Source organism: Ruegeria marina (assembly GCF_900101475.1).
GTDB lineage: Bacteria > Pseudomonadota > Alphaproteobacteria > Rhodobacterales > Rhodobacteraceae > Ruegeria_B > Ruegeria_B marina.
In genome coordinates this window covers 51,397-69,081 of record NZ_FMZV01000009.1, presented here as the reverse complement: position 1 = coordinate 69,081, position 17,685 = coordinate 51,397, and the positions used below count along the sequence as shown (strand labels likewise).

Sequence of the window (17,685 nt, the reverse complement as noted above, 5' to 3'; positions counted from 1 at the left end):
ATGCAATACATCTGGGCGGCATTGGGGTTGGTCTGCGTCGGACTGGCTCTTATCGGCATTATCCTGCCGCTTCTCCCGACCGTTCCCTTCCTCTTACTTGCCACATTCTTCTTTGCCCGCTCATCGGAACACCTGCACACTTGGCTTCTGACTCATCGGCTGTTCGGCCCGATGATCAACGACTGGCAGACGTTTGGCGCCATTCGGCCGACGGCAAAAAAGGCGGCAACCTTGTCGGTGGCCGCCGTTTTCGGATTATCGGTCGTCTTTTCCGCGCCATCCCATGTCCTGATCATCCAGGCCGTGGTTTTGGGCTGTGTACTTGTGTTTATCTGGACGCGCCCTAACGGCTGAGTTTTGCGCAAAGGTCATCCAGTTGATCTAGGTTCTCATAGGTCAGGATCACCTGCCCTGTTTCCGTTCCGGGTTTGTGGTTGATCACGACTTTCATTGCAAGGATAGCTGAAAGATCCTTTTCCAGCGCTCGTGTATCGGCATCCTTGTCATCTCTGATGGTCTTCGGGCGTACTGGTGCGGCTGGCTTATCCCCTTCGGCCTGTTTCTTGACCAGTGCTTCGGTTGCGCGCACCGACAACCCATCACGGACGACAATTTTCGCTAGTTCCAACGGATTGTCGCTGGTGATCAGGGCACGGGCATGACCCGCCGATAATTTACCTTCGACCACCATCTGCTGCACGTCATCCGGCAGCGACAGCAACCGCAGCAGGTTCGCGATATGGCTGCGGCTTTTGCCAAGCGCCTCAGCCAGCTTTTCCTGCGTGTGACCGAACCTGTCCATCAACTGCCGGTATCCGGCCGCCTCTTCCACCGCGTTCAGGTCGGCGCGCTGGATATTCTCGATGATGGCGATTTCCAGGACTTCGGTATCATCCAACTCGCGTATCAGTACCGGAATGTCATGCAGTTGCGCCAACTGAGCCGCGCGCCACCGCCGCTCGCCCGCGACGATCTCGTACATTCCACCTTCGACCGGGCGCACGATCAATGGCTGAAGAATCCCTTTTTCCTTGATCGACGCCGCAAGTTCGTCCAACGCCTCCTGAGTGAAACTCCGGCGCGGCTGGTTCGGATTTGCCCGCAGCTTTTCAATCGGAACCGCGCGATCCGGGCGTCGAGGAGAATCCGCCGCCTGCGTTTCGGCAGAGTGAGTGACATCCGCCATCAAGGCCGACAAGCCACGTCCCAATCCCCTAGGTTTGTTGGAAACCATGCGTCGCTCCTCTCTGCCGCTTAGGCGGCAATCTTGTTATGCTTCTTCAACAGTTCAACCGCCAGGTCCCGGTATGCAATAGCGCCCAGAGAATTGGGATCATAGCTCAGAACCGGCATTGCATAAGATGGCGCCTCGCTGACCCGGACATTTCGCGGAATCCGGGTTTCAAACACCAGTTCGCCCAGATTGTCGCGAGCGTCCTTTTCCACCTGTTGGGACAAGTTGTTGCGTTTATCATACATGGTCAACACAACACCTTCGATCCGGAGGTCCGGGTTGGCCGCCTGACGCACTTCTCGGATGGTCAGCATCAATTGTGACAGACCTTCCAGTGCGAAAAATTCGCTTTGCAGGGGCACCAATACCGAATGTGCGGCCACCATGGCATTGACGGTCAGAAGGTTCAGTGACGGTGGGCAATCTATCAGGATGTAGTCCCAGCCAAAGGCATCCATCGCCGTCTGCCGCAGGGCATCGTGCAACAGAAAGCTTCGCTTTTCATTGGCCATCAACTCGATATCCGCCGAACTGAGATCAACGGTTGCCGGCACGATGGAGAGACCGGGAATACTGGTCCGCTGAATTACTGCATTGAGAGGTGCGTCGTCTACCAACAATTCGTATGTCGTCACATCGCGGTCTTCGATACCAAGTCCGGTCGACGCGTTCCCTTGCGGATCAAGATCCACAACCAGCACGCGCAAACCGGTTTCGGCCAGCGCCGCCGCCAGATTTATGGCGGTTGTCGTCTTCCCGACCCCGCCCTTCTGATTTGCGACCGCTATGATCCGGGGGCCTGCAGGACGGGAAAGATCAGACACGCGCGATTCCTTTGAGTTTCAAAACAACGGCTTGAGGCTCGGTCAAACTAGTAACGGGATCGACCTGGAAATTCCATTGCTTCCGCGCATTATCCACTTCTTTTTTCCAGCTTTCACCTTTTGGAAACAAGGCGATGCCGTCAGGTTTCAGATGCCTTTCGGCAAATTCCAGCAATCCGGAAAGATCCGTTAATGCACGGGCAGACAGAACGTCGGCTTGCTGCGGTAGGGCTTGTTCAATTCTTTCATTGATGATGTCGCAGCGAACGTCGCACTCGCGCACTACGGTTCGCAAGAAAGCCGATTTCCTTTGGTCGCTTTCTATACAGACAAACCGGGCTTCGGGCATTTTCTCTCGTCCAAGAATGGCGCAGACCAGTCCCGGAAACCCGCCGCCACTTCCAAGGTCAACCCATTTTTCTACTGGTGCCGCCAGGTCGAACAACTGAACGGAATCAGCAATATGCCTTTCCCAGATCTCATCCAGACTTCGGCGGGATACCAGGTTTATGCGTGGATTCCACTTGCGAACCAACTGCACATACTGATCCAATCGATCGAATGTTTCACGTGAAACATCGAGGGAAAGTGTAGACAATGGCCAGTTCATGCAGAGCGAACCTTGGCGTCCCGCCGGAGGCGAGCCAGAATCAAGGCAAGTGCCGCGGGAGTCACCCCGTCAATTCGGGCAGCCTGAGCAATGTTCTCTGGTCTGGCGCGACCCAATTTCAGCTTCAGTTCGTTTGAAAGGCCATCAAGTTGCTCGAATGGAAAATCACGCGGGATTATATAGGTCTCGTCCCGCTTCATGGCTTCTACATCCCTTTCCTGCCGGGCAATGTAGTTCGTGTAAAGCGCATCACGTTCAACTTGTTGACGGATCTCGAGCTCGGTATCGGCCAAGTCGGGTACAAGGCTGACGATCGTGTCAAAGCTGACATCGGGAAACGCCAGGACTTGCAAACCGGTCCGTCGAGTTCCATCCTGATTCAGCTGAACGCCGGCCGCCAGTATTTCCTTCGGTGTAAATGTCCTGTCTTCCAGTGTGCGCCTTGCCGCAGCGAGTTTTTCCGCCTTTGAACTGAACACCTTACTCCGCTCTTCGCTGACGCAGCCCAGTTCCATACCGATCGGCGTCAGGCGTTGATCGGCATTATCCGCCCGAAGAGACAGGCGGAACTCGGCCCGCGACGTGAACATCCGATAGGGTTCAGAAACACCGCGCGTGGTCAGATCATCGATCATTACGCCAATATAGCTATTGCCGCGACTGAACTGGACTGGATCGCGCCCGAGCACCCGGCAAGCCGCATTCAAACCGGCAACAAGCCCTTGTGCCGCGGCCTCTTCATATCCCGTGGTCCCATTGATCTGGCCGGCAAGATACAGTCCTGGAACATCCGGCAAGCTCAATTGCGAGGTTAAGGCACGCGGGTCGACATAATCGTATTCGATTGCATAACCCGGTTGCAGAATGGTCACGTTTTCCAACCCGAAAATCGAACGGACATAGGCCTCCTGCACATCCACCGGAAGAGAGGTCGAGATTCCATTTGGATATACGGTATGGTCCTCCAAGCCCTCTGGTTCCAGAAAGACCTGATGTGACTCCTTATCGGCAAAACGGACAATCTTGTCCTCGATCGAAGGACAATAGCGTGGACCTACACCTTCGATGTGACCGCCATACATCGCCGATCTGTTTAGGTTCTTTTCGATGATCTCGTGGGTGCGCGAGTTCGTATGCGTAATTCCACAAGCTATCTGCCGGGCGTAAACCGATTTCGACAGAAATGAAAAAAGAACAGGCTCTTCGTCTCCTTCCTGCCTTTCCAGCACATCCCAGTTTATGGTCCGGCCATCCAGTCTCGGCGGCGTACCAGTCTTGAGGCGACCCGTCGGCAAGCCGTAGCCGTCCAACCGTTCCGCCAACTGCACCGACGGGCGATCACCCATTCGCCCACCTGGACGCGATACATCGCCAATATGAATCACCCCACGCAAAAATGTGCCCGAGGTCAGAATCACCGCTTGAGAGCGCAATTCGGAACCGTCCGCCAGAATGACACCGCGCACCGAATCTCCATCCAAAAGGAAATCGACAACTTCTCCCTCGACAAGCTCCAACCCCTTGCGCGCGCGTGTTTCGGCCAGCATGGCAGCGCGATACAAGGCGCGGTCAGCCTGTGCCCTTGGTCCCTGGACGGCCGGCCCTTTCCGGCGATTCAACAAGCGAAACTGGATACCGGCCCTGTCGGCAACCCTCCCCATGACGCCGTCCAGAGCGTCGATCTCACGTACCAGATGCCCCTTACCCAAACCACCAATTGCCGGATTGCACGACATCACGCCAATGTCGCGTTCGGAAAGCGTGACCAATGCTGTACGCACGCCCATTCGCGCCGCAGCATGTGCGGCTTCCGCGCCGGCATGCCCGGCTCCAATCACGACCACATCGAAATCCGAATGTTTCACGTGAAACACTCCTTATTTTCCCAAGCAGAAGGATGCAAAAATCTCATCCAACAGGTTTTCCACATCTATCCGGCCAACCAGAGATTCCAGGGCGCGGATCGCGGTTCGAAGTTCTTCCGATGCAATATCATACAGGTCCGGACCCGATTCCAGAATGCCCTCTGCCCGCATCAGTGCATCCGAAGCAACCATCATAGCCGCACGATGGCGTTCGCGGGTTGCAATTCCGGCGCTGGCCGAACGCGTTTTTAGCACCGCGGCAATCCGATCGACCAACTGGTCGATCCCCTGCCCCGTCACACCCGAGATGGCCCCGTCCGGCGTCTTGCGTTGATCGGCCTTGGGAAGAACATGGATATCGCTCTCCCTTATTTCAATTCCAGTCGCCAAAGGATCATCGGTCAGGAAAACACGCAGATCCGCCGCCTCCGCCCTGCGACGCGCCAGAGCAATTCCCATGCCTTCGACAACATCTCCGGTATCGCGCAGTCCTGCGGTATCCAGCAGGGTGACAGGCAATCCGCCTAGGTCCATTCGAACCTCGATCACATCCCGTGTCGTACCGGCAATTTCGGAAGTCAGGGCCGCCTCGCGCCCTGCCAAAGCATTCAAAAGCGTGGATTTCCCCGCATTCGGTGGACCGATGATCGCAACCTCGAACCCCGTCCGAATACGCTCGGCAATGCGCACCCCCGAGATTTCCCGTTGCAACTGCCCTCGGACACTGGTCAGCAGGTCCCGTACTTCGGGAGATACGTCTGTAGGCACTTCTTCGTCGGCAAAGTCGATCACGGCCTCCAGCAAGGCGGCCGCGCGGATCAGTTTTCGCCGCCAGCTTTCGGCAAGTTGGCCAAGCGCACCGGATAGAACTGCCTGCGCCTGTTTCCGTTGCGCCTCGGTTTCGGCGTCGATCAGGTCGGCAAGACCTTCGACCTGGGCCAAGTCGAGTTTTCCGTTTTCCAAAGCCCGCCGCGTGAATTCCCCCGGTTCAGCCAAACGCAGCCCATCGTACTGCCCCAGGCAGCGCAGGACAGCCTCGGTCGTCGCCAGGCTACCGTGTATCTGGAATTCGACAACATCCTCGCCGGTGAAACTCGCCGGTCCCCGAAAGGACAAGACAACCCCATCATCCAGCCGAAGGCCTTTGGAATCACGCAAGGTGCGCAAAACCATGCCCCTGTCTGGCACGGGGGACCCCGTCAATATTTCGGCAGCCTTGTGCGACAGCGAACCGGACAAGCGGATCACCGCCACGCCTGCCTTTCCCTGCGCGGTGGCCAGGGCGAATATCGTGTCCATCTCCAGCCCCTAACCCCGATGTGAACCGGATCAGGTATTCATTGAATCGAAGAATTCGCCGTTGGTCTTGGTCTGTTTAAGCTTCGACAACAGGAACTCGATCGCATCTGTCGTCCCCATCGGGTTCAGGATGCGGCGCAGAACAAAGGTCTTTTGCAGGTCGCTCTTCTCGACCAACAGGTCCTCTTTCCGGGTGCCGGACTTGAGGATGTCGATGGCCGGGAACACCCGCTTGTCGGCAATCTTGCGGTCCAGCACGATTTCCGAGTTGCCGGTGCCCTTGAACTCTTCAAAGATCACCTCGTCCATCCGGCTGCCGGTGTCGATCAGCGCGGTTGCGATGATGGTCAGCGACCCGCCTTCCTCGATATTCCGTGCGGCGCCAAAGAAGCGCTTGGGTCGTTGCAACGCGTTTGCGTCCACACCACCAGTCAGAACCTTGCCCGAGGACGGCACCACGGTGTTGAATGCCCTACCAAGTCTTGTGATCGAATCGAGAAGGATAACAACATCTCGTTTATGTTCGACTAGGCGCTTGGCCTTTTCGATCACCATTTCCGAAACTGCCACGTGACGCGCCGCCGGTTCGTCAAAGGTCGAGGATACCACCTCGCCCTTGACCGAACGCTGCATGTCGGTGACTTCCTCGGGGCGTTCGTCGATCAACAGAACGATCAGATAGCACTCGGGGTGGTTCTTCTCGATCGAATGCGCGATGTTTTGCAGGATCACCGTCTTGCCGGTCCGCGGCGGCGCCACGATCAGCGACCGCTGCCCCTTGCCGATCGGCGCGACCAGATCGATGACCCGGGCCGAGCGGTCCTTGATGGTCGGATCCTCGATCTCCATCTTCAGTCGCTCATCCGGATAGAGCGGTGTCAGGTTGTCAAAGGCGATCTTGTGACGCGCCTTTTCCGGGTCTTCAAAGTTGATCTTGGTGACATTGGTCAGGGCGAAATACCGCTCGTTGTCGTCGGGCGCCTTGATCTCTCCCTCGACCGTGTCGCCAGTGCGCAGTGAATACTGGCGGATCATATCGGGCGAAACATAGATATCGTCCGGACCCGGCAGATAGTTCGCCTCGGGCGAGCGCAGGAACCCGAAGCCATCCTGAAGGACTTCCAGCACGCCATCCCCGCCGATGGTCCAGCCCTCGTCAGCGCGTTCGCGCAGGATCTGGAACATCATCTCGCCCTTGCGCATGGTCGAGGCGTTTTCGATCTCCAGATCCTCGGCCATGGCCAGAAGGTCCTTGGGGCTCTTGGCTTTGAGGTCGGCAAGATTCAGGGATTCGATCGTCATCGTATACGGTCCTCTGCCGCTTGCAGAAGCGGCTCAAACGGAATTGGCATCGGGAATTGCACGGCTGCCCGGACGGGCGCTTGCGGCCTAGATAAGGCGGCTGGCGGCGAGAGTCAAAGGGGGATCAGAATTTCACGATCACCGCCAGCACGATCACTACCATCAACAACGTCGGCACCTCGTTCATCATCCGGTACTGCCGGCCGGTCAGACGGTTGCGGCCCATCAGGAAATCCTTGCGCCGCAGTCCCAGCCAGTGATGAAACCATGTCATCCCGATCACCGATACGCCCTTGGCCCAGGGCCAGACCGCGCCCCAGTCGATGATACCCGGCGTGACCACCATGATCAGGCCGCAGACCCAGGAAACCACCATCGCCGGGCGCATGATCACCCGGATCAGCTTCTCCTCCATCTCCTGGAATATCACCGGTGCATCCTGCACCTTCCCGGCCTTTTCGACGTGATAGACGAACAGACGAGGCAAGTAGAATAAACCGGCCATCCAGCTGATCACCGCCATGATATGCAGGGACTTGACCCAGGGGTAGATCACGAACAGCAGGTCTTCCATCTCGTCTCGCTCCGGTGTGCCGGGTCGGGTCTAATCATAAATATAGAAAAGAAGAAAGGATGTTGGTTTTGTAGGGAACCCTGATCCCGTGGATAACTGCGCCATCCCGGCCTTTTCCCCAATGTGAAAAACGCGCGACAGGTTTTCATACAGATGTGGAGAAGATAAAAATAATTGAATTTAAACAGATATTTACCTGAAACCTGACAAGGTGGAAAATTACAGGATCATCTGTTGATCCGCTGGGAAAACCCGGTTTATCCCGCAGGCCCGAGTTATCCTTGTCCCGAAAGGATGGATCGCGGGCGACTCCCGCGGGTTTTTCGCGTTCTCCATGGGGTTGCGTGTCAACCCGAAAAGAATGAAAAACCATGCAAGTCAAACCAACGCCTTGCCCACGGGGTTTTCCACATGACTGTCCCCCTGATCCTGGCATCGGGTTCCGAGATACGGGCCCGGTTGCTGGAAAACGCCGCCATTCCGTTTACCCGGATCGTGCCGCGGGTCGATGAAGAAACCGTAAAAGCGGCGCTGCTTGCAGAGGGCGCCCCGCCGCGCGACATCGCCGACGCCCTGGCTGAGCTGAAGGCGCGCAAGGTCAGTGACAAACATCCCGGCGCCCTGGTGATCGGCTGCGATCAGGTGCTCGACTTTAAAGGCAGGATGCTGTCCAAGCCCGACAGCCCGGATACCGCGCTGGGGCAACTCAAGGAGATGCGCGGCCAGTGGCATATGCTGCTCTCCGCGGCGGTCATCTATCAGGACGGCCAGCCGATATGGCGTCACGTCGGGCAAGTGCGTCTGCGAATGCGCGAACTGTCCGACGCCTACCTGACGGGTTACGTCGCCCGTAACTGGAACAGCATCCGCCACGCCGTGGGTGGCTACAAGCTCGAGGAAGAGGGTGTTCGTCTCTTCACCGCCATTGACGGCGACTATTTTAACGTTTTGGGTATCCCCATGTTGGAACTACTCAACTTTCTGGCGTTGCGGGAGGTGATCGAGACATGACGGACAGCCGAATTCCATTGGCCGGGGTGATCGGCCATCCGATCGCCCATTCGAAATCGCCACGCCTGCATGGCCACTGGCTCAAGACCTATGGCATCAATGGCCATTACATCCCGATGGATGTCGCGCCGCAGGATCTGGCGCAGGTGATCCGAACCCTGCCCAAGGCTGGCTTCGTGGGTGTCAATGTCACCATTCCGCACAAGGAAGCGGTGATGTCCTGCGTCGACCAGATCAGCGACAGGGCTACCCTGATCGGAGCGGTGAATACGCTGACTTTTCGCGAGGACGGCCGCATTCTGGGTGATAATACAGACGGATACGGATTCCTCGAAAACCTGCGCAGCGGTGCCCCTGATTGGGATCCCAAGGCAGGTCCGGCCGTCGTGTTCGGCGCTGGCGGCGCGGCGCGGGCGGTGATCTCGGCCCTGGCCGAGGCCGGTGTGCCGGAAATCATCGTGACGAACCGCACCCGCCCGCGCGCCGAGAAACTGCGCGATGATTTCGGCCAGCGTGTGACCGTGGCCGACTGGGTGCAGGCCGGCAACGTGGTCGAAGACGCACGACTGGTGGTCAACACGACCTCGCTCGGCATGGTCGGCAAACCCGAACTGCGCGTGCCGCTGGACGGGTTGCGCCCCGATGCCGTGGTGACAGACCTGGTTTATACCCCGCTCAAGACCCGTCTTCTGGCCACGGCCGAAGAGATGGGATGCACCACCGTCGATGGTTTGGGCATGTTGCTGCACCAGGCGGTCCCTGGTTTTGAACGCTGGTTCGGGGAACGGCCCACGGTCGATGCGGCAACGCGGGCGGCCGCCCTCAGATGACATTTTTACTTGGCCTGACCGGCTCCATCGGCATGGGCAAGTCGACCACGGCGCGCCTTTTTGTCGAAGAGGGATGTGCGCTCTGGGATGCCGACGCCGCAGTGCACCGGCTTTATGCGCCCGGTGGCGCGGCGGTCGAACCCATGCGCGCCGTTTTTCCCGAAGCCATTTTGAATGACGCGGTCAGCCGCGATGCGCTCAAGGCGATCATTGCGGCCGACCCATCGGCGCTGAAACGGATCGAATCCATCGTACATCCCCTTGTGGCGCAGGACCGCGCGCGGTTCCGTGAAACCGCAACCGCCGACATCCTCGTCTTTGACATCCCGCTGTTGTTCGAAACCGGCGGCGATGCGGCGATGGATGCGGTGGCTTGCGTTTCGGTTCCGCCCGAGGTGCAAAAAGACCGCGTGATGGCGCGCGGCACCATGACCGAGGCGCAGTTCGAACAGATCCGCGCCAAGCAGATGCCCAACGACGAAAAATGCGCCCGCGCCGATTTCGTCATCGTCACCGACACGCTGGACCATGCCCGCGCACAGGTGCAGGATGTGGTCAGGCAGATACGGGCAAGGCAAAGCGATGCGTGAGATTGTTCTAGATACGGAAACAACAGGTTTCGATCCGGAAACAGGCGACCGAATTGTCGAGATCGGGGCCATTGAACTGTGGAACCATGTCGCCACCGGCGAAACCTATCACCAGTACATCAACCCCCAACGGATGATGCCGGCTGAGGCATTCGGCGTCCACGGCATCGGCCCCGATCTGCTGGACCCGCCGCAACAGCCGCAGCCCGGACAGGTGACACTCAAGGACAAGCCCGTGTTTTCGTTGATCGGCCAGACCTTTCGCGATTTCATCGGCGATGCGAAACTGGTCATCCATAACGCTGCCTTCGACATGAAGTTCCTCAATGCCGAACTGCGCTGGATTGGCCTGCCGGAAATTCCCTTTGAGCGGGCCATTGACACGCTAGCCATCGCCCGGCGCAATTTTCCCGGTTCACCTGCGACATTGGATGCGCTCTGCCGCCGCTTCGGGATCGACAATTCGAACCGGGTGCTGCACGGCGCGCTGCTCGACTCGGAAATCCTAGCCGAAGTCTATCTGGAACTGATCGGGGGAAAGCAGCCGGATTTCGGCCTGTCCGCCGTCGTCAGCAGCGGTGCAGGTACGATCGAGAGCTGGCGCCCGCATCCGCGGCCGACCGCTTTGCCGCCGCGTATCACCGATGACGAGCGCGCTGCGCATGACGCTTTTGTCGAAAAACTGGGGGAAAAGGCGCTGTGGAAACGCGCCTGACGCAGGTCAGGCGCGTTTACAGGATCAGGCATCGGCCTGCTGTTTTTGCGATTGTGCGGCGGCTTGCTGACGCGCCAGTTCGTTGCGGTAGAGCGCCATGAAATCGATGTTGTCCAGGTTCAGCGGCGGGTAACCGCCGTCACGGGTCACATCGCTGACGATGCGACGCAGGAACGGGAACAGCATCCGCGGGCATTCGATCAGCAGGAAGGGATGCAGTTGCTCGTTCGGTACGCCCTCGACATGGAAGATACCGCAATAATCCAGTTCCAACACGAACAGAACGTCGTCCATGCCTTTTGCCTTCGAGGTGATGTTCAGCTTGATGGAAACGTCGTACTGGTTTTCCGCCGAACGCTTTTTGGCGTCCAGCGAAACCTGAACGCTGACGTCCGGCTGAACATCTCCGGATGCTCCGCGCTGGGCCATGACGTTTTCGAACGACATGTCCCGGATAAATTGGCCCAGAACACGCATCTGGATTTGCGGCGGTTGCTGGGGGGTGGCAGCGTCGGTTTCGGCCATGGAGTTCCTCCAAAATATGGTTTTTCTTTTGCTTAGCAGCTTGGCTGCCCCACCTCAATGGCGGTCCGGCCCTTCGACCCAGCCGGACGGGCCGCTATCGCGCCGGTGCGGTTTCGGCGCTTCTTCCCATTCGCCATCTATCACGTCGCCACTGCCGCCATAGGTGCCTTTGGGGCCACCGAAACCTGCCCCCGGTCCCATCTGGAACTGTGTCACCGTGATGCGCGATCGCAGATAGCGGAATACCGCCACCCGCACGGCCGGAACCAGCAGGGCAAACCCCAGCGCATCGGTAAAGAACCCGGGGGTCAGCAGCAGCGCCCCGGAAAACAGGATCATCGCGCCATGCGCCAAAGGCTCGGTCGGGTCGTCCAGATCAGAAAAGGCGCGCTGCAACTGGGCGAGAGCCATGCGACCTTGTGTCCGCACCAGCCAAGTTCCCAGAACCGCGGTCAGAACCACGATGGCAAGCGTCGGCCACAGCCCGATCAGGCCGCCAATCTGAATAAACAGGGCGATTTCTATGATTGGAACCAGCAGAAATGCCAGAAACAGGTACATTTGCCTTTTCCTTTCCCTTAACCTCGGCTGTGGACTTGACGGGATCGGTTCCCTACATAGTGACCGAACGGGAAACTTACAAAGTTTCTGGCCTGAGATGAGGACATAATGAATTCTCCCCTGATCCAGCTTCTTGTGCTGGCCGGCATCGCGATTTTCCTGATTCTGCGCCTGAAGAGCGTGCTGGGTACACGTGAAGGTTTTGAAAAGCCGCCCGAGGCTCAGAAACCCGAAAACAGGACCCGCCGTGATTTCGAAGTTATCGAGGGCGGACCCGATCGCGACATCACCGATCATGTTCCCGAAGACAGCCCGCAAGCTCAGGAACTGGCTGCAATGAAACGCATCGAACCGGCGTTTTCCGTCGGCGATTTCGTTCAGGGTGCCCGCGGGGCCTACGAGATGATCGTGATGGGTTTCGAACGTGGTAATCTGAAGGAAATCGAACCGTTTCTGGCCGAGGACGTGTTCGAAACCTTCGTCGGCGTTGTCGCCGCCCGCGAAGATCAGGGCCTGACGATCGAGGCTGAATTCGTTGGCGTGCGGGAAACCGCCATTCAGGACGTGCATTTCGACAAGGACAGCAACCGCGCCGAGATCACCATGCGTTTTGTGGGCGAACTGACCTCGGTCGTCCGCGACCGTGGCGGCGACATCGTCGAGGGCAGCCCGACCTCGGTCAAACGTCAAAAGGACGTCTGGACCTTTGCCCGCGTCATGGGCACCGACGATCCCAACTGGTTGCTTGTCGCAACGGACGCATGATTGGCGCGCTCCGGTCGGCAGTTCTGGCAGGCGCCATCCTGACCGCTCACACCGGAGCGGCGGAGACGATGCATACGATTCTCACCTTCGACATGCTGGATGGATGGGCCGCGGACGATCACGCCGCGGCCCTTTCGGTTTTCACCAACACCTGTGACTTGTTCGATGATCCGGACTGGCGAACGCTCTGTGCCGTGGCCCGCGAACAGACACCGGACACGGCGCGGGGCTTCTTTGAACTGTTCTTCCGCCCGGTCCTGATCGAGGACGGTCAGGATTGCCTTTTCACGGGTTATTTCGAGCCGGAACTGACCGGATCCCGGTTTCCTTCAGCGCAGTTCCGTTATCCACTGTACAAGATGCCGCCCGAGGCACTCGAATCGAACCCTTGGCTCGACCGTCGGCAGATCCTGACCTCGGGCGTGATGGACAACCGGGGGCTGGAAATTGCCTGGGTCGACGATCCGGTCGAACTCTTCTTTCTCCAGATCCAGGGTTCGGGCCGGATAAGCCTGCCGGATGGCCAGACCCTGCGCGTCGGATACGGCGGCGCCAACGGTCACCCCTATCGTTCGATCGGGGTGGAACTGGTCCGGCGCGGAATATATTCGGCACACCAGGTCAGTGCCGAAGTGATCAAGAACTGGGTCCGCCGAAATCCCGAGGCCGGTCAGGAACTGTTGTTTCACAACCCTTCCTATGTCTTTTTCCGCGAACTTCGCCATCTGCCTGCCGATCGCGGGCCTCTGGGCGCGATGAACCGCTCCGTCACGCCGCTGCGCTCGATCGCGGTTGACCCGGCCCACACGCCGCTTGGCGCACCGGTCTGGATCGAGAAGGACGGTCAGGGCAAGATGCGCCGCCTGATGGTGGCGCAGGACACCGGGTCGGCGATCAAGGGCTCGCAACGGGCCGATATCTTCTTCGGCACCGGCGATGCGGCCGGACAGGCGGCCGGCACCCTGCGTGATACCGGGCGCATGGTCGTGCTGCTGCCGATTCAACGGGCCTATGCCCTGTTGCCGGACGGGTTCTGATGACCCGGCGGAAACTGACCAGGGAAGAGGTGGACCTCTGGCGCAAGGTGGTCCGGCAGGCTGACAGGCTGCACCCGGAACGCATGGATTCGACACATCCCAAGCCGCTGCCGAAACCGAACCCCGCCAAACCCCTGCCAATGTCGCTGGACCCGTTCGAAATCGGCCAGAGCGCGCGCGCCAGGCCGCAGCGCCACGTCTTGTCGCCATCGATCACCGACCGTCTGGGACATGCGCCGGTCCAGATGGATGCCAAGGTCTATACCCGGATGCGGCGCGGCAAGCTGAAACCCGAAGGCAAGCTCGATCTGCATGGCATGCGGGTCGATACCGCCCACCCCGCGCTGGTGCGATTCATCCTCGCATCGCAGGCGCAGGGCCGGCGGCTGGTGCTGGTGGTGACCGGCAAGGGTAAGGATCGGGACGATCCCGGACCGATTCCCACACCTCGTGGCGTGCTGCGGCATCAGGTGCCGCAATGGCTGTCATTGCCGCCGCTGGCGCAGGCGGTTCTACAGGTCACGCCTGCCCATGTCAGCCACGGCGGCGAAGGGGCTTATTACGTCTATATCCGGCGGGCGCGAAACTAGCGCGCCCCGCCGGCCAGGTCGATGCCTAGATATTCACGCGAATAGCTGACGATGCCCGGAAAGGCCCGTTCCAGCGGCAGCCCGCCGGCTTCGAACAGGTTGGTCATGTTTCGGGCATCGGCGATCATGGCCAGCAGCGTGGGTGACGTCGCGGCCACGAAATGAGCGGACTCCGCCTCGTCCGAGAAGCGGCTTGTATCTATCACCGTCACCGGCAGATCGGCGATCAGCGCGGCCGAGCTGATCTGTCCCAGCCGTTCGCTGCTTTGCAGGCCGCGCAACCGCCGCGACAGGTTCAGCACGTTGTCCTTTTCCGAAGCCATAACGATGAACGGCTGCGGTACTTCCTTCAGTCGTGTCACCTGGCTGCGGAAAATGTCCAGATCGAGATCGGGAGAGATCAGCACGACACCATCGAGATTGCGCGACGTCCAGCCTGGTTGCTGCAGGTCGATCTGGCGCAGCGTTTCCATCAACAGAAACGATCCCATTGAATGCGCCACCACGGTTAGCCGGTCGATTCCGGACGCTCCCAAACGCAACAGCACGTTTTCCAGCCCGTCGCGGGCAAAGACCACGCTGTCACCGTCATAGGCATACCCCAGTGCATGGCCCTTGCTGGGCCATGAATAGATCATCAACACTCCCGGCATCTCGATATCATGCGCCAGTTGCGCCGCGCGATAGGCGGTTTCGGTCTGGGTCGAGTTGAACCCATGGATGAACAGCGTCAGTTCGCGATTGCCTTGAGGCTGGCGCGCCAGCTCCTCGCGCAGCCGTGCGGTGAATGCATCGGGCCGGTTGAACACCTTCTGCCCGGCTAGGATGAACTGCTTCTCCGGGTTGGCCTGACCGTAGCCGAAATCCAGCCGCCCCGGCCGGCGATCCGGCGGGATCGACACGGTCAGTTCCAGCAAGCTCAGCCGTTCCGTGCGTTCGGGGCCGAAAGACCCGTCCTGTTCCTGTTCACGGGTCGTCGCCGCAAACACGGTCGCCGGAGAGCCGATCTCCAGCGCTTCGGGTGTTACCGGCGTAAAAGAGCGATCGGTGCAGCCCGCCAGCAGCGCGACACATGCGAAGATCACGATCCGCAACCGAGTGTCAAAACCTCGACCTGGCAGAACCCCGGCCACTACAACACGTACCTGCTCAGATCCGTCGACCGAACCAATTCCCCCAGGTTCTCTTCGACAAATGCCGCATCGACGGTGACCGCCTCGCCCGACCGGTCCGGCGCGGTAAAGGACAGCTCCTCGAACACGCGCTCCATCACGGTATAGAGCCGCCGTGCGCCGATGTTCTCGACACTGCGGTTCACTTCGGCTGCGATCTGCGCCAGGGCGGCGATTCCGTCGGGGGTAAACGCGACCGTGACCTTCTCGGTGCCCATCAGCGCGGTATATTGCCGGGTCAGCGCATTGTCGGTCTCGGTCAGGATGCGCACGAAATCCTCCTCGGTCAGCGCCCGCAGTTCGACCCGGATCGGCAGGCGTCCCTGCAATTCGGGCAACAGATCGCTGGGCTTGGCGATGTGGAACGCACCGCTGGCGATGAACAGGATGTGGTCGGTCTTGATCGGACCGTATTTGGTGCTGACGGTGGTGCCCTCGATCAGCGGCAGCAGGTCGCGCTGCACACCTTCGCGGCTGACATCGGCGCCGCGTGCGTCCGAGCGGGCGCAGACCTTGTCGATCTCGTCGAGGAAAACGATGCCGTTCTGCTCCACCGCCTCCAGCGCGGTACGGGTGACCACTTCGTCATCCAGAAGCTTGTCGGCTTCTTCCCCGATCAGAACGTCATAGCTTTCGGCAACTGTCATCTTCTTGCGAGTGGTGCGGCCCGCAAATGCTTTTCCGAACAGGTCACCCAGGTTCATCATCCCCATGTTCGCGCCGGGCTGGCCCGGGATCTCGAACATCGACATCGGGTTCGAGCTGTCGGCCAGTTCCAGTTCGATCACCGTGTTGTCCAACTCGCCCGCTTTCAGTTTCTTGCGGAACATCTCGCGCGTGCCCTCGCGGGCGTCGGTCCCGGCGATGGCCTCGATCACACGATCCTCGGCTGCCTTCTGCGCCCGTGTCTTGACCTCGTCGCGCATGTATTCGCGTGTCTGCATGATCGCGGCATCGGCCAGGTCGCGGACGATCTGTTCGACATCACGCCCGACATAGCCCACTTCGGTGAACTTGGTCGCCTCGACCTTGATGAAGGGCGCCCGCGCCAGTTTCGCCAGCCGCCGGCTGATCTCGGTCTTGCCGACGCCGGTGGGGCCGATCATCAGGATGTTCTTGGGATACACCTCGTCGCGCAGGTCATCCGACAACTGCTTGCGCCGCCAGCGGTTGCGCAGCGCCACCGCCACGGCGCGCTTGGCGTCCTTCTGGCCGATGATGAAACGGTCAAGCTCCGAGACGATCTCGCGCGGGGTCAGGTCGGTCATGTGCTCTCAATCTCGTTGTTGCGCCCCGGAACCTAAGCATGAGGATCGAAAACACAAGCGGGTCCCGTGTCGCGGCGGCAGCGCACTGATCACACACGCAGGATCAGAGACCTGTGAAGGCATCTTTTCGCCCAAAGGGATACACAGCATTTCAGACCTGTAACACCGGGCGTCACCACTCACTTTTTCCGCCCACGAGGCCGCGTCTTTATCCGCGGCCTCTGTTCATTTCGCGATTTTCTCCACCGTCAGGTTGCCGTTGGTATAGACGCAGATATCGGCGGCGATCGCCATGGCGGCGCGGGCGATCTCTTCGGCGCTCCTGTCGCTGTCCATCATCGCCCGTGCGGCGGCCAGCGCAAAATTCCCGCCCGAGCCGATGGCGGCCACGTCATGTTCGGGTTCCAGCACATCGCCCGCGCCGGTGATCACGAACATGTCCTGCCCGTCGCTGACGATCAGCATCGCCTCCAGCTTTTGCAGGTATTTGTCGGTGCGCCAGTCCTTGGCCAGTTCGACCGAGGCGCGCGCCAGCTGTCCGGGTGTCGCCTCCAGCTTGGCCTCCAGCCGTTCCAGCAGGGTGAAGGCATCCGCCGTCGACCCGGCAAAGCCCGCAACCACATGGTAACCGCCAGGGCTCAGCCGCCGCACCTTGCGCGCGGTGCCCTTGATAACGGTCTGGCCCAGGCTGACCTGCCCGTCGCCAGCAATCACCACCTCGCCACCCTTCTTGACGCCGATGATCGTGGTTCCGTGCCAGCCGGGAAAATCGCTGCGAGAGTTGCTGTCCGCCATAAGTGCCTCCGTTCTGCCCTGCGTTCCCGTATATGGTCCGGCAAAAGCACAAGAGCAAGTTTTGCATTCTGCGCGTTTGTTATGCACTGGATGCAATTCGGGACTGTAAACCGGGCAT

20 protein-coding genes are annotated in these 17,685 nt (G+C 59.5%); 8 read left to right on the top strand and 12 right to left on the bottom strand.

Annotation, left to right across the window (positions count from 1 at the left end):
- Entirely contained in the window at positions 1-354 is a 354-nt protein-coding gene (locus BLT75_RS13465; RefSeq protein ID WP_093032427.1) for a YbaN family protein, read from the top strand.
- Here BLT75_RS13465 and BLT75_RS13460 read toward each other — a convergent pair.
- The 7 genes from BLT75_RS13460 to BLT75_RS13430 form a co-directional block, all read right to left on the bottom strand.
- Positions 344-1,234: a ParB/RepB/Spo0J family partition protein gene (locus tag BLT75_RS13460; RefSeq protein ID WP_093032424.1), complete on the bottom strand. Its 891-nt coding sequence runs from the start codon at positions 1,232-1,234 to the stop codon at positions 344-346. The genes BLT75_RS13465 and BLT75_RS13460 overlap by 11 nt on opposite strands.
- A 20-nt stretch (positions 1,235-1,254) precedes the next feature.
- A complete protein-coding gene (locus BLT75_RS13455) occupies positions 1,255-2,058 on the bottom strand; it encodes a ParA family protein (protein WP_093032421.1) in 804 nt (267 codons plus the stop codon).
- Positions 2,051-2,668 carry a 16S rRNA (guanine(527)-N(7))-methyltransferase RsmG gene (rsmG, locus tag BLT75_RS13450; protein ID WP_093032418.1) on the bottom strand — a complete coding sequence of 206 codons (618 nt, stop codon included), beginning with the start codon at positions 2,666-2,668 and terminating at the stop codon, positions 2,051-2,053. Before rsmG ends, BLT75_RS13455 begins: the two co-directional genes overlap by 8 nt.
- Positions 2,665-4,533 carry a tRNA uridine-5-carboxymethylaminomethyl(34) synthesis enzyme MnmG gene (mnmG, locus tag BLT75_RS13445; protein ID WP_093032841.1) on the bottom strand — a complete coding sequence of 623 codons (1,869 nt, stop codon included), beginning with the start codon at positions 4,531-4,533 and terminating at the stop codon, positions 2,665-2,667. The genes rsmG and mnmG overlap by 4 nt, the downstream gene beginning before the upstream one ends.
- Before the next feature lie 12 nt (positions 4,534-4,545).
- Positions 4,546-5,832, bottom strand: coding sequence for a tRNA uridine-5-carboxymethylaminomethyl(34) synthesis GTPase MnmE (mnmE, locus tag BLT75_RS13440; protein ID WP_093032414.1), 1,287 nt, complete (start codon positions 5,830-5,832; stop codon positions 4,546-4,548).
- 30 nt (positions 5,833-5,862) lie between these two features.
- Positions 5,863-7,134 carry a transcription termination factor Rho gene (rho, locus tag BLT75_RS13435; RefSeq protein ID WP_093032411.1) on the bottom strand — a complete coding sequence of 424 codons (1,272 nt, stop codon included), beginning with the start codon at positions 7,132-7,134 and terminating at the stop codon, positions 5,863-5,865.
- Between the two features lie 124 nt (positions 7,135-7,258).
- Positions 7,259-7,708 carry a CopD family protein gene (locus BLT75_RS13430; RefSeq protein WP_093032408.1) on the bottom strand — a complete coding sequence of 150 codons (450 nt, stop codon included), beginning with the start codon at positions 7,706-7,708 and terminating at the stop codon, positions 7,259-7,261.
- A gap of 411 nt (positions 7,709-8,119) precedes the next feature.
- On the opposite strand from BLT75_RS13430, the gene BLT75_RS13425 reads away from it, so the two are divergent.
- From BLT75_RS13425 to dnaQ, 4 genes are read left to right on the top strand one after another with little or no spacing between them, the layout of a single operon-like run.
- Entirely contained in the window at positions 8,120-8,719 is a 600-nt protein-coding gene (locus tag BLT75_RS13425) for a Maf family protein (protein WP_093032405.1), read from the top strand.
- Positions 8,716-9,549, top strand: a complete 834-nt coding sequence (locus BLT75_RS13420) for a shikimate dehydrogenase (protein ID WP_093032402.1) — start codon at positions 8,716-8,718, stop codon at positions 9,547-9,549. The genes BLT75_RS13425 and BLT75_RS13420 overlap by 4 nt, the downstream gene beginning before the upstream one ends.
- On the top strand, positions 9,546-10,139 hold the full coding sequence (gene coaE, locus BLT75_RS13415; protein ID WP_093032398.1) for a dephospho-CoA kinase: 594 nt from the start codon (positions 9,546-9,548) through the stop codon (positions 10,137-10,139). The genes BLT75_RS13420 and coaE overlap by 4 nt, the downstream gene beginning before the upstream one ends.
- Positions 10,132-10,854 (top strand): DNA polymerase III subunit epsilon, encoded by a 723-nt coding sequence (dnaQ, locus tag BLT75_RS13410; protein WP_093032395.1) that lies wholly within the window; start codon positions 10,132-10,134, stop codon positions 10,852-10,854. The genes coaE and dnaQ overlap by 8 nt, the downstream gene beginning before the upstream one ends.
- A gap of 24 nt (positions 10,855-10,878) precedes the next feature.
- Here the strand turns inward: dnaQ and secB are convergent, their stop codons facing one another.
- Together secB and BLT75_RS13400 are read right to left on the bottom strand one after the other, a co-directional pair.
- Positions 10,879-11,379: a protein-export chaperone SecB gene (gene secB, locus BLT75_RS13405; RefSeq protein WP_093032392.1), complete on the bottom strand. Its 501-nt coding sequence runs from the start codon at positions 11,377-11,379 to the stop codon at positions 10,879-10,881.
- A 54-nt stretch (positions 11,380-11,433) separates the two neighbouring features.
- Complete coding sequence (locus BLT75_RS13400) at positions 11,434-11,940, bottom strand: FxsA family protein (RefSeq protein WP_093032390.1); 507 nt, start codon at positions 11,938-11,940, stop codon at positions 11,434-11,436.
- A 108-nt stretch (positions 11,941-12,048) separates the two neighbouring features.
- Between BLT75_RS13400 and BLT75_RS13395 the strand changes: the two genes are divergently transcribed.
- From BLT75_RS13395 to BLT75_RS13385, 3 genes are read left to right on the top strand one after another with little or no spacing between them, the layout of a single operon-like run.
- Complete coding sequence (locus BLT75_RS13395; protein WP_093032388.1) at positions 12,049-12,705, top strand: Tim44/TimA family putative adaptor protein; 657 nt, start codon at positions 12,049-12,051, stop codon at positions 12,703-12,705.
- Positions 12,702-13,742 carry a murein transglycosylase A gene (gene mltA, locus BLT75_RS13390; protein WP_093032385.1) on the top strand — a complete coding sequence of 347 codons (1,041 nt, stop codon included), beginning with the start codon at positions 12,702-12,704 and terminating at the stop codon, positions 13,740-13,742. Before BLT75_RS13395 ends, mltA begins: the two co-directional genes overlap by 4 nt.
- Positions 13,742-14,332, top strand: a complete 591-nt coding sequence (locus BLT75_RS13385; RefSeq protein ID WP_093032381.1) for a Smr/MutS family protein — start codon at positions 13,742-13,744, stop codon at positions 14,330-14,332. The genes mltA and BLT75_RS13385 overlap by 1 nt, the downstream gene beginning before the upstream one ends.
- Here BLT75_RS13385 and BLT75_RS13380 read toward each other — a convergent pair.
- The 3 genes from BLT75_RS13380 to hslV form a co-directional block, all read right to left on the bottom strand.
- Positions 14,329-15,417, bottom strand: coding sequence for an alpha/beta hydrolase (locus BLT75_RS13380; RefSeq protein ID WP_245706526.1), 1,089 nt, complete (start codon positions 15,415-15,417; stop codon positions 14,329-14,331). The two genes, BLT75_RS13385 and BLT75_RS13380, sit on opposite strands and share 4 nt — an antisense overlap.
- 47 nt (positions 15,418-15,464) lie before the next feature.
- Positions 15,465-16,772, bottom strand: coding sequence for an ATP-dependent protease ATPase subunit HslU (gene hslU / locus BLT75_RS13375; protein WP_093032378.1), 1,308 nt, complete (start codon positions 16,770-16,772; stop codon positions 15,465-15,467).
- A gap of 225 nt (positions 16,773-16,997) precedes the next feature.
- Positions 16,998-17,567: an ATP-dependent protease subunit HslV gene (gene hslV / locus BLT75_RS13370; protein ID WP_093032376.1), complete on the bottom strand. Its 570-nt coding sequence runs from the start codon at positions 17,565-17,567 to the stop codon at positions 16,998-17,000.
- Positions 17,568-17,685: the final 118 nt, after the last annotated feature.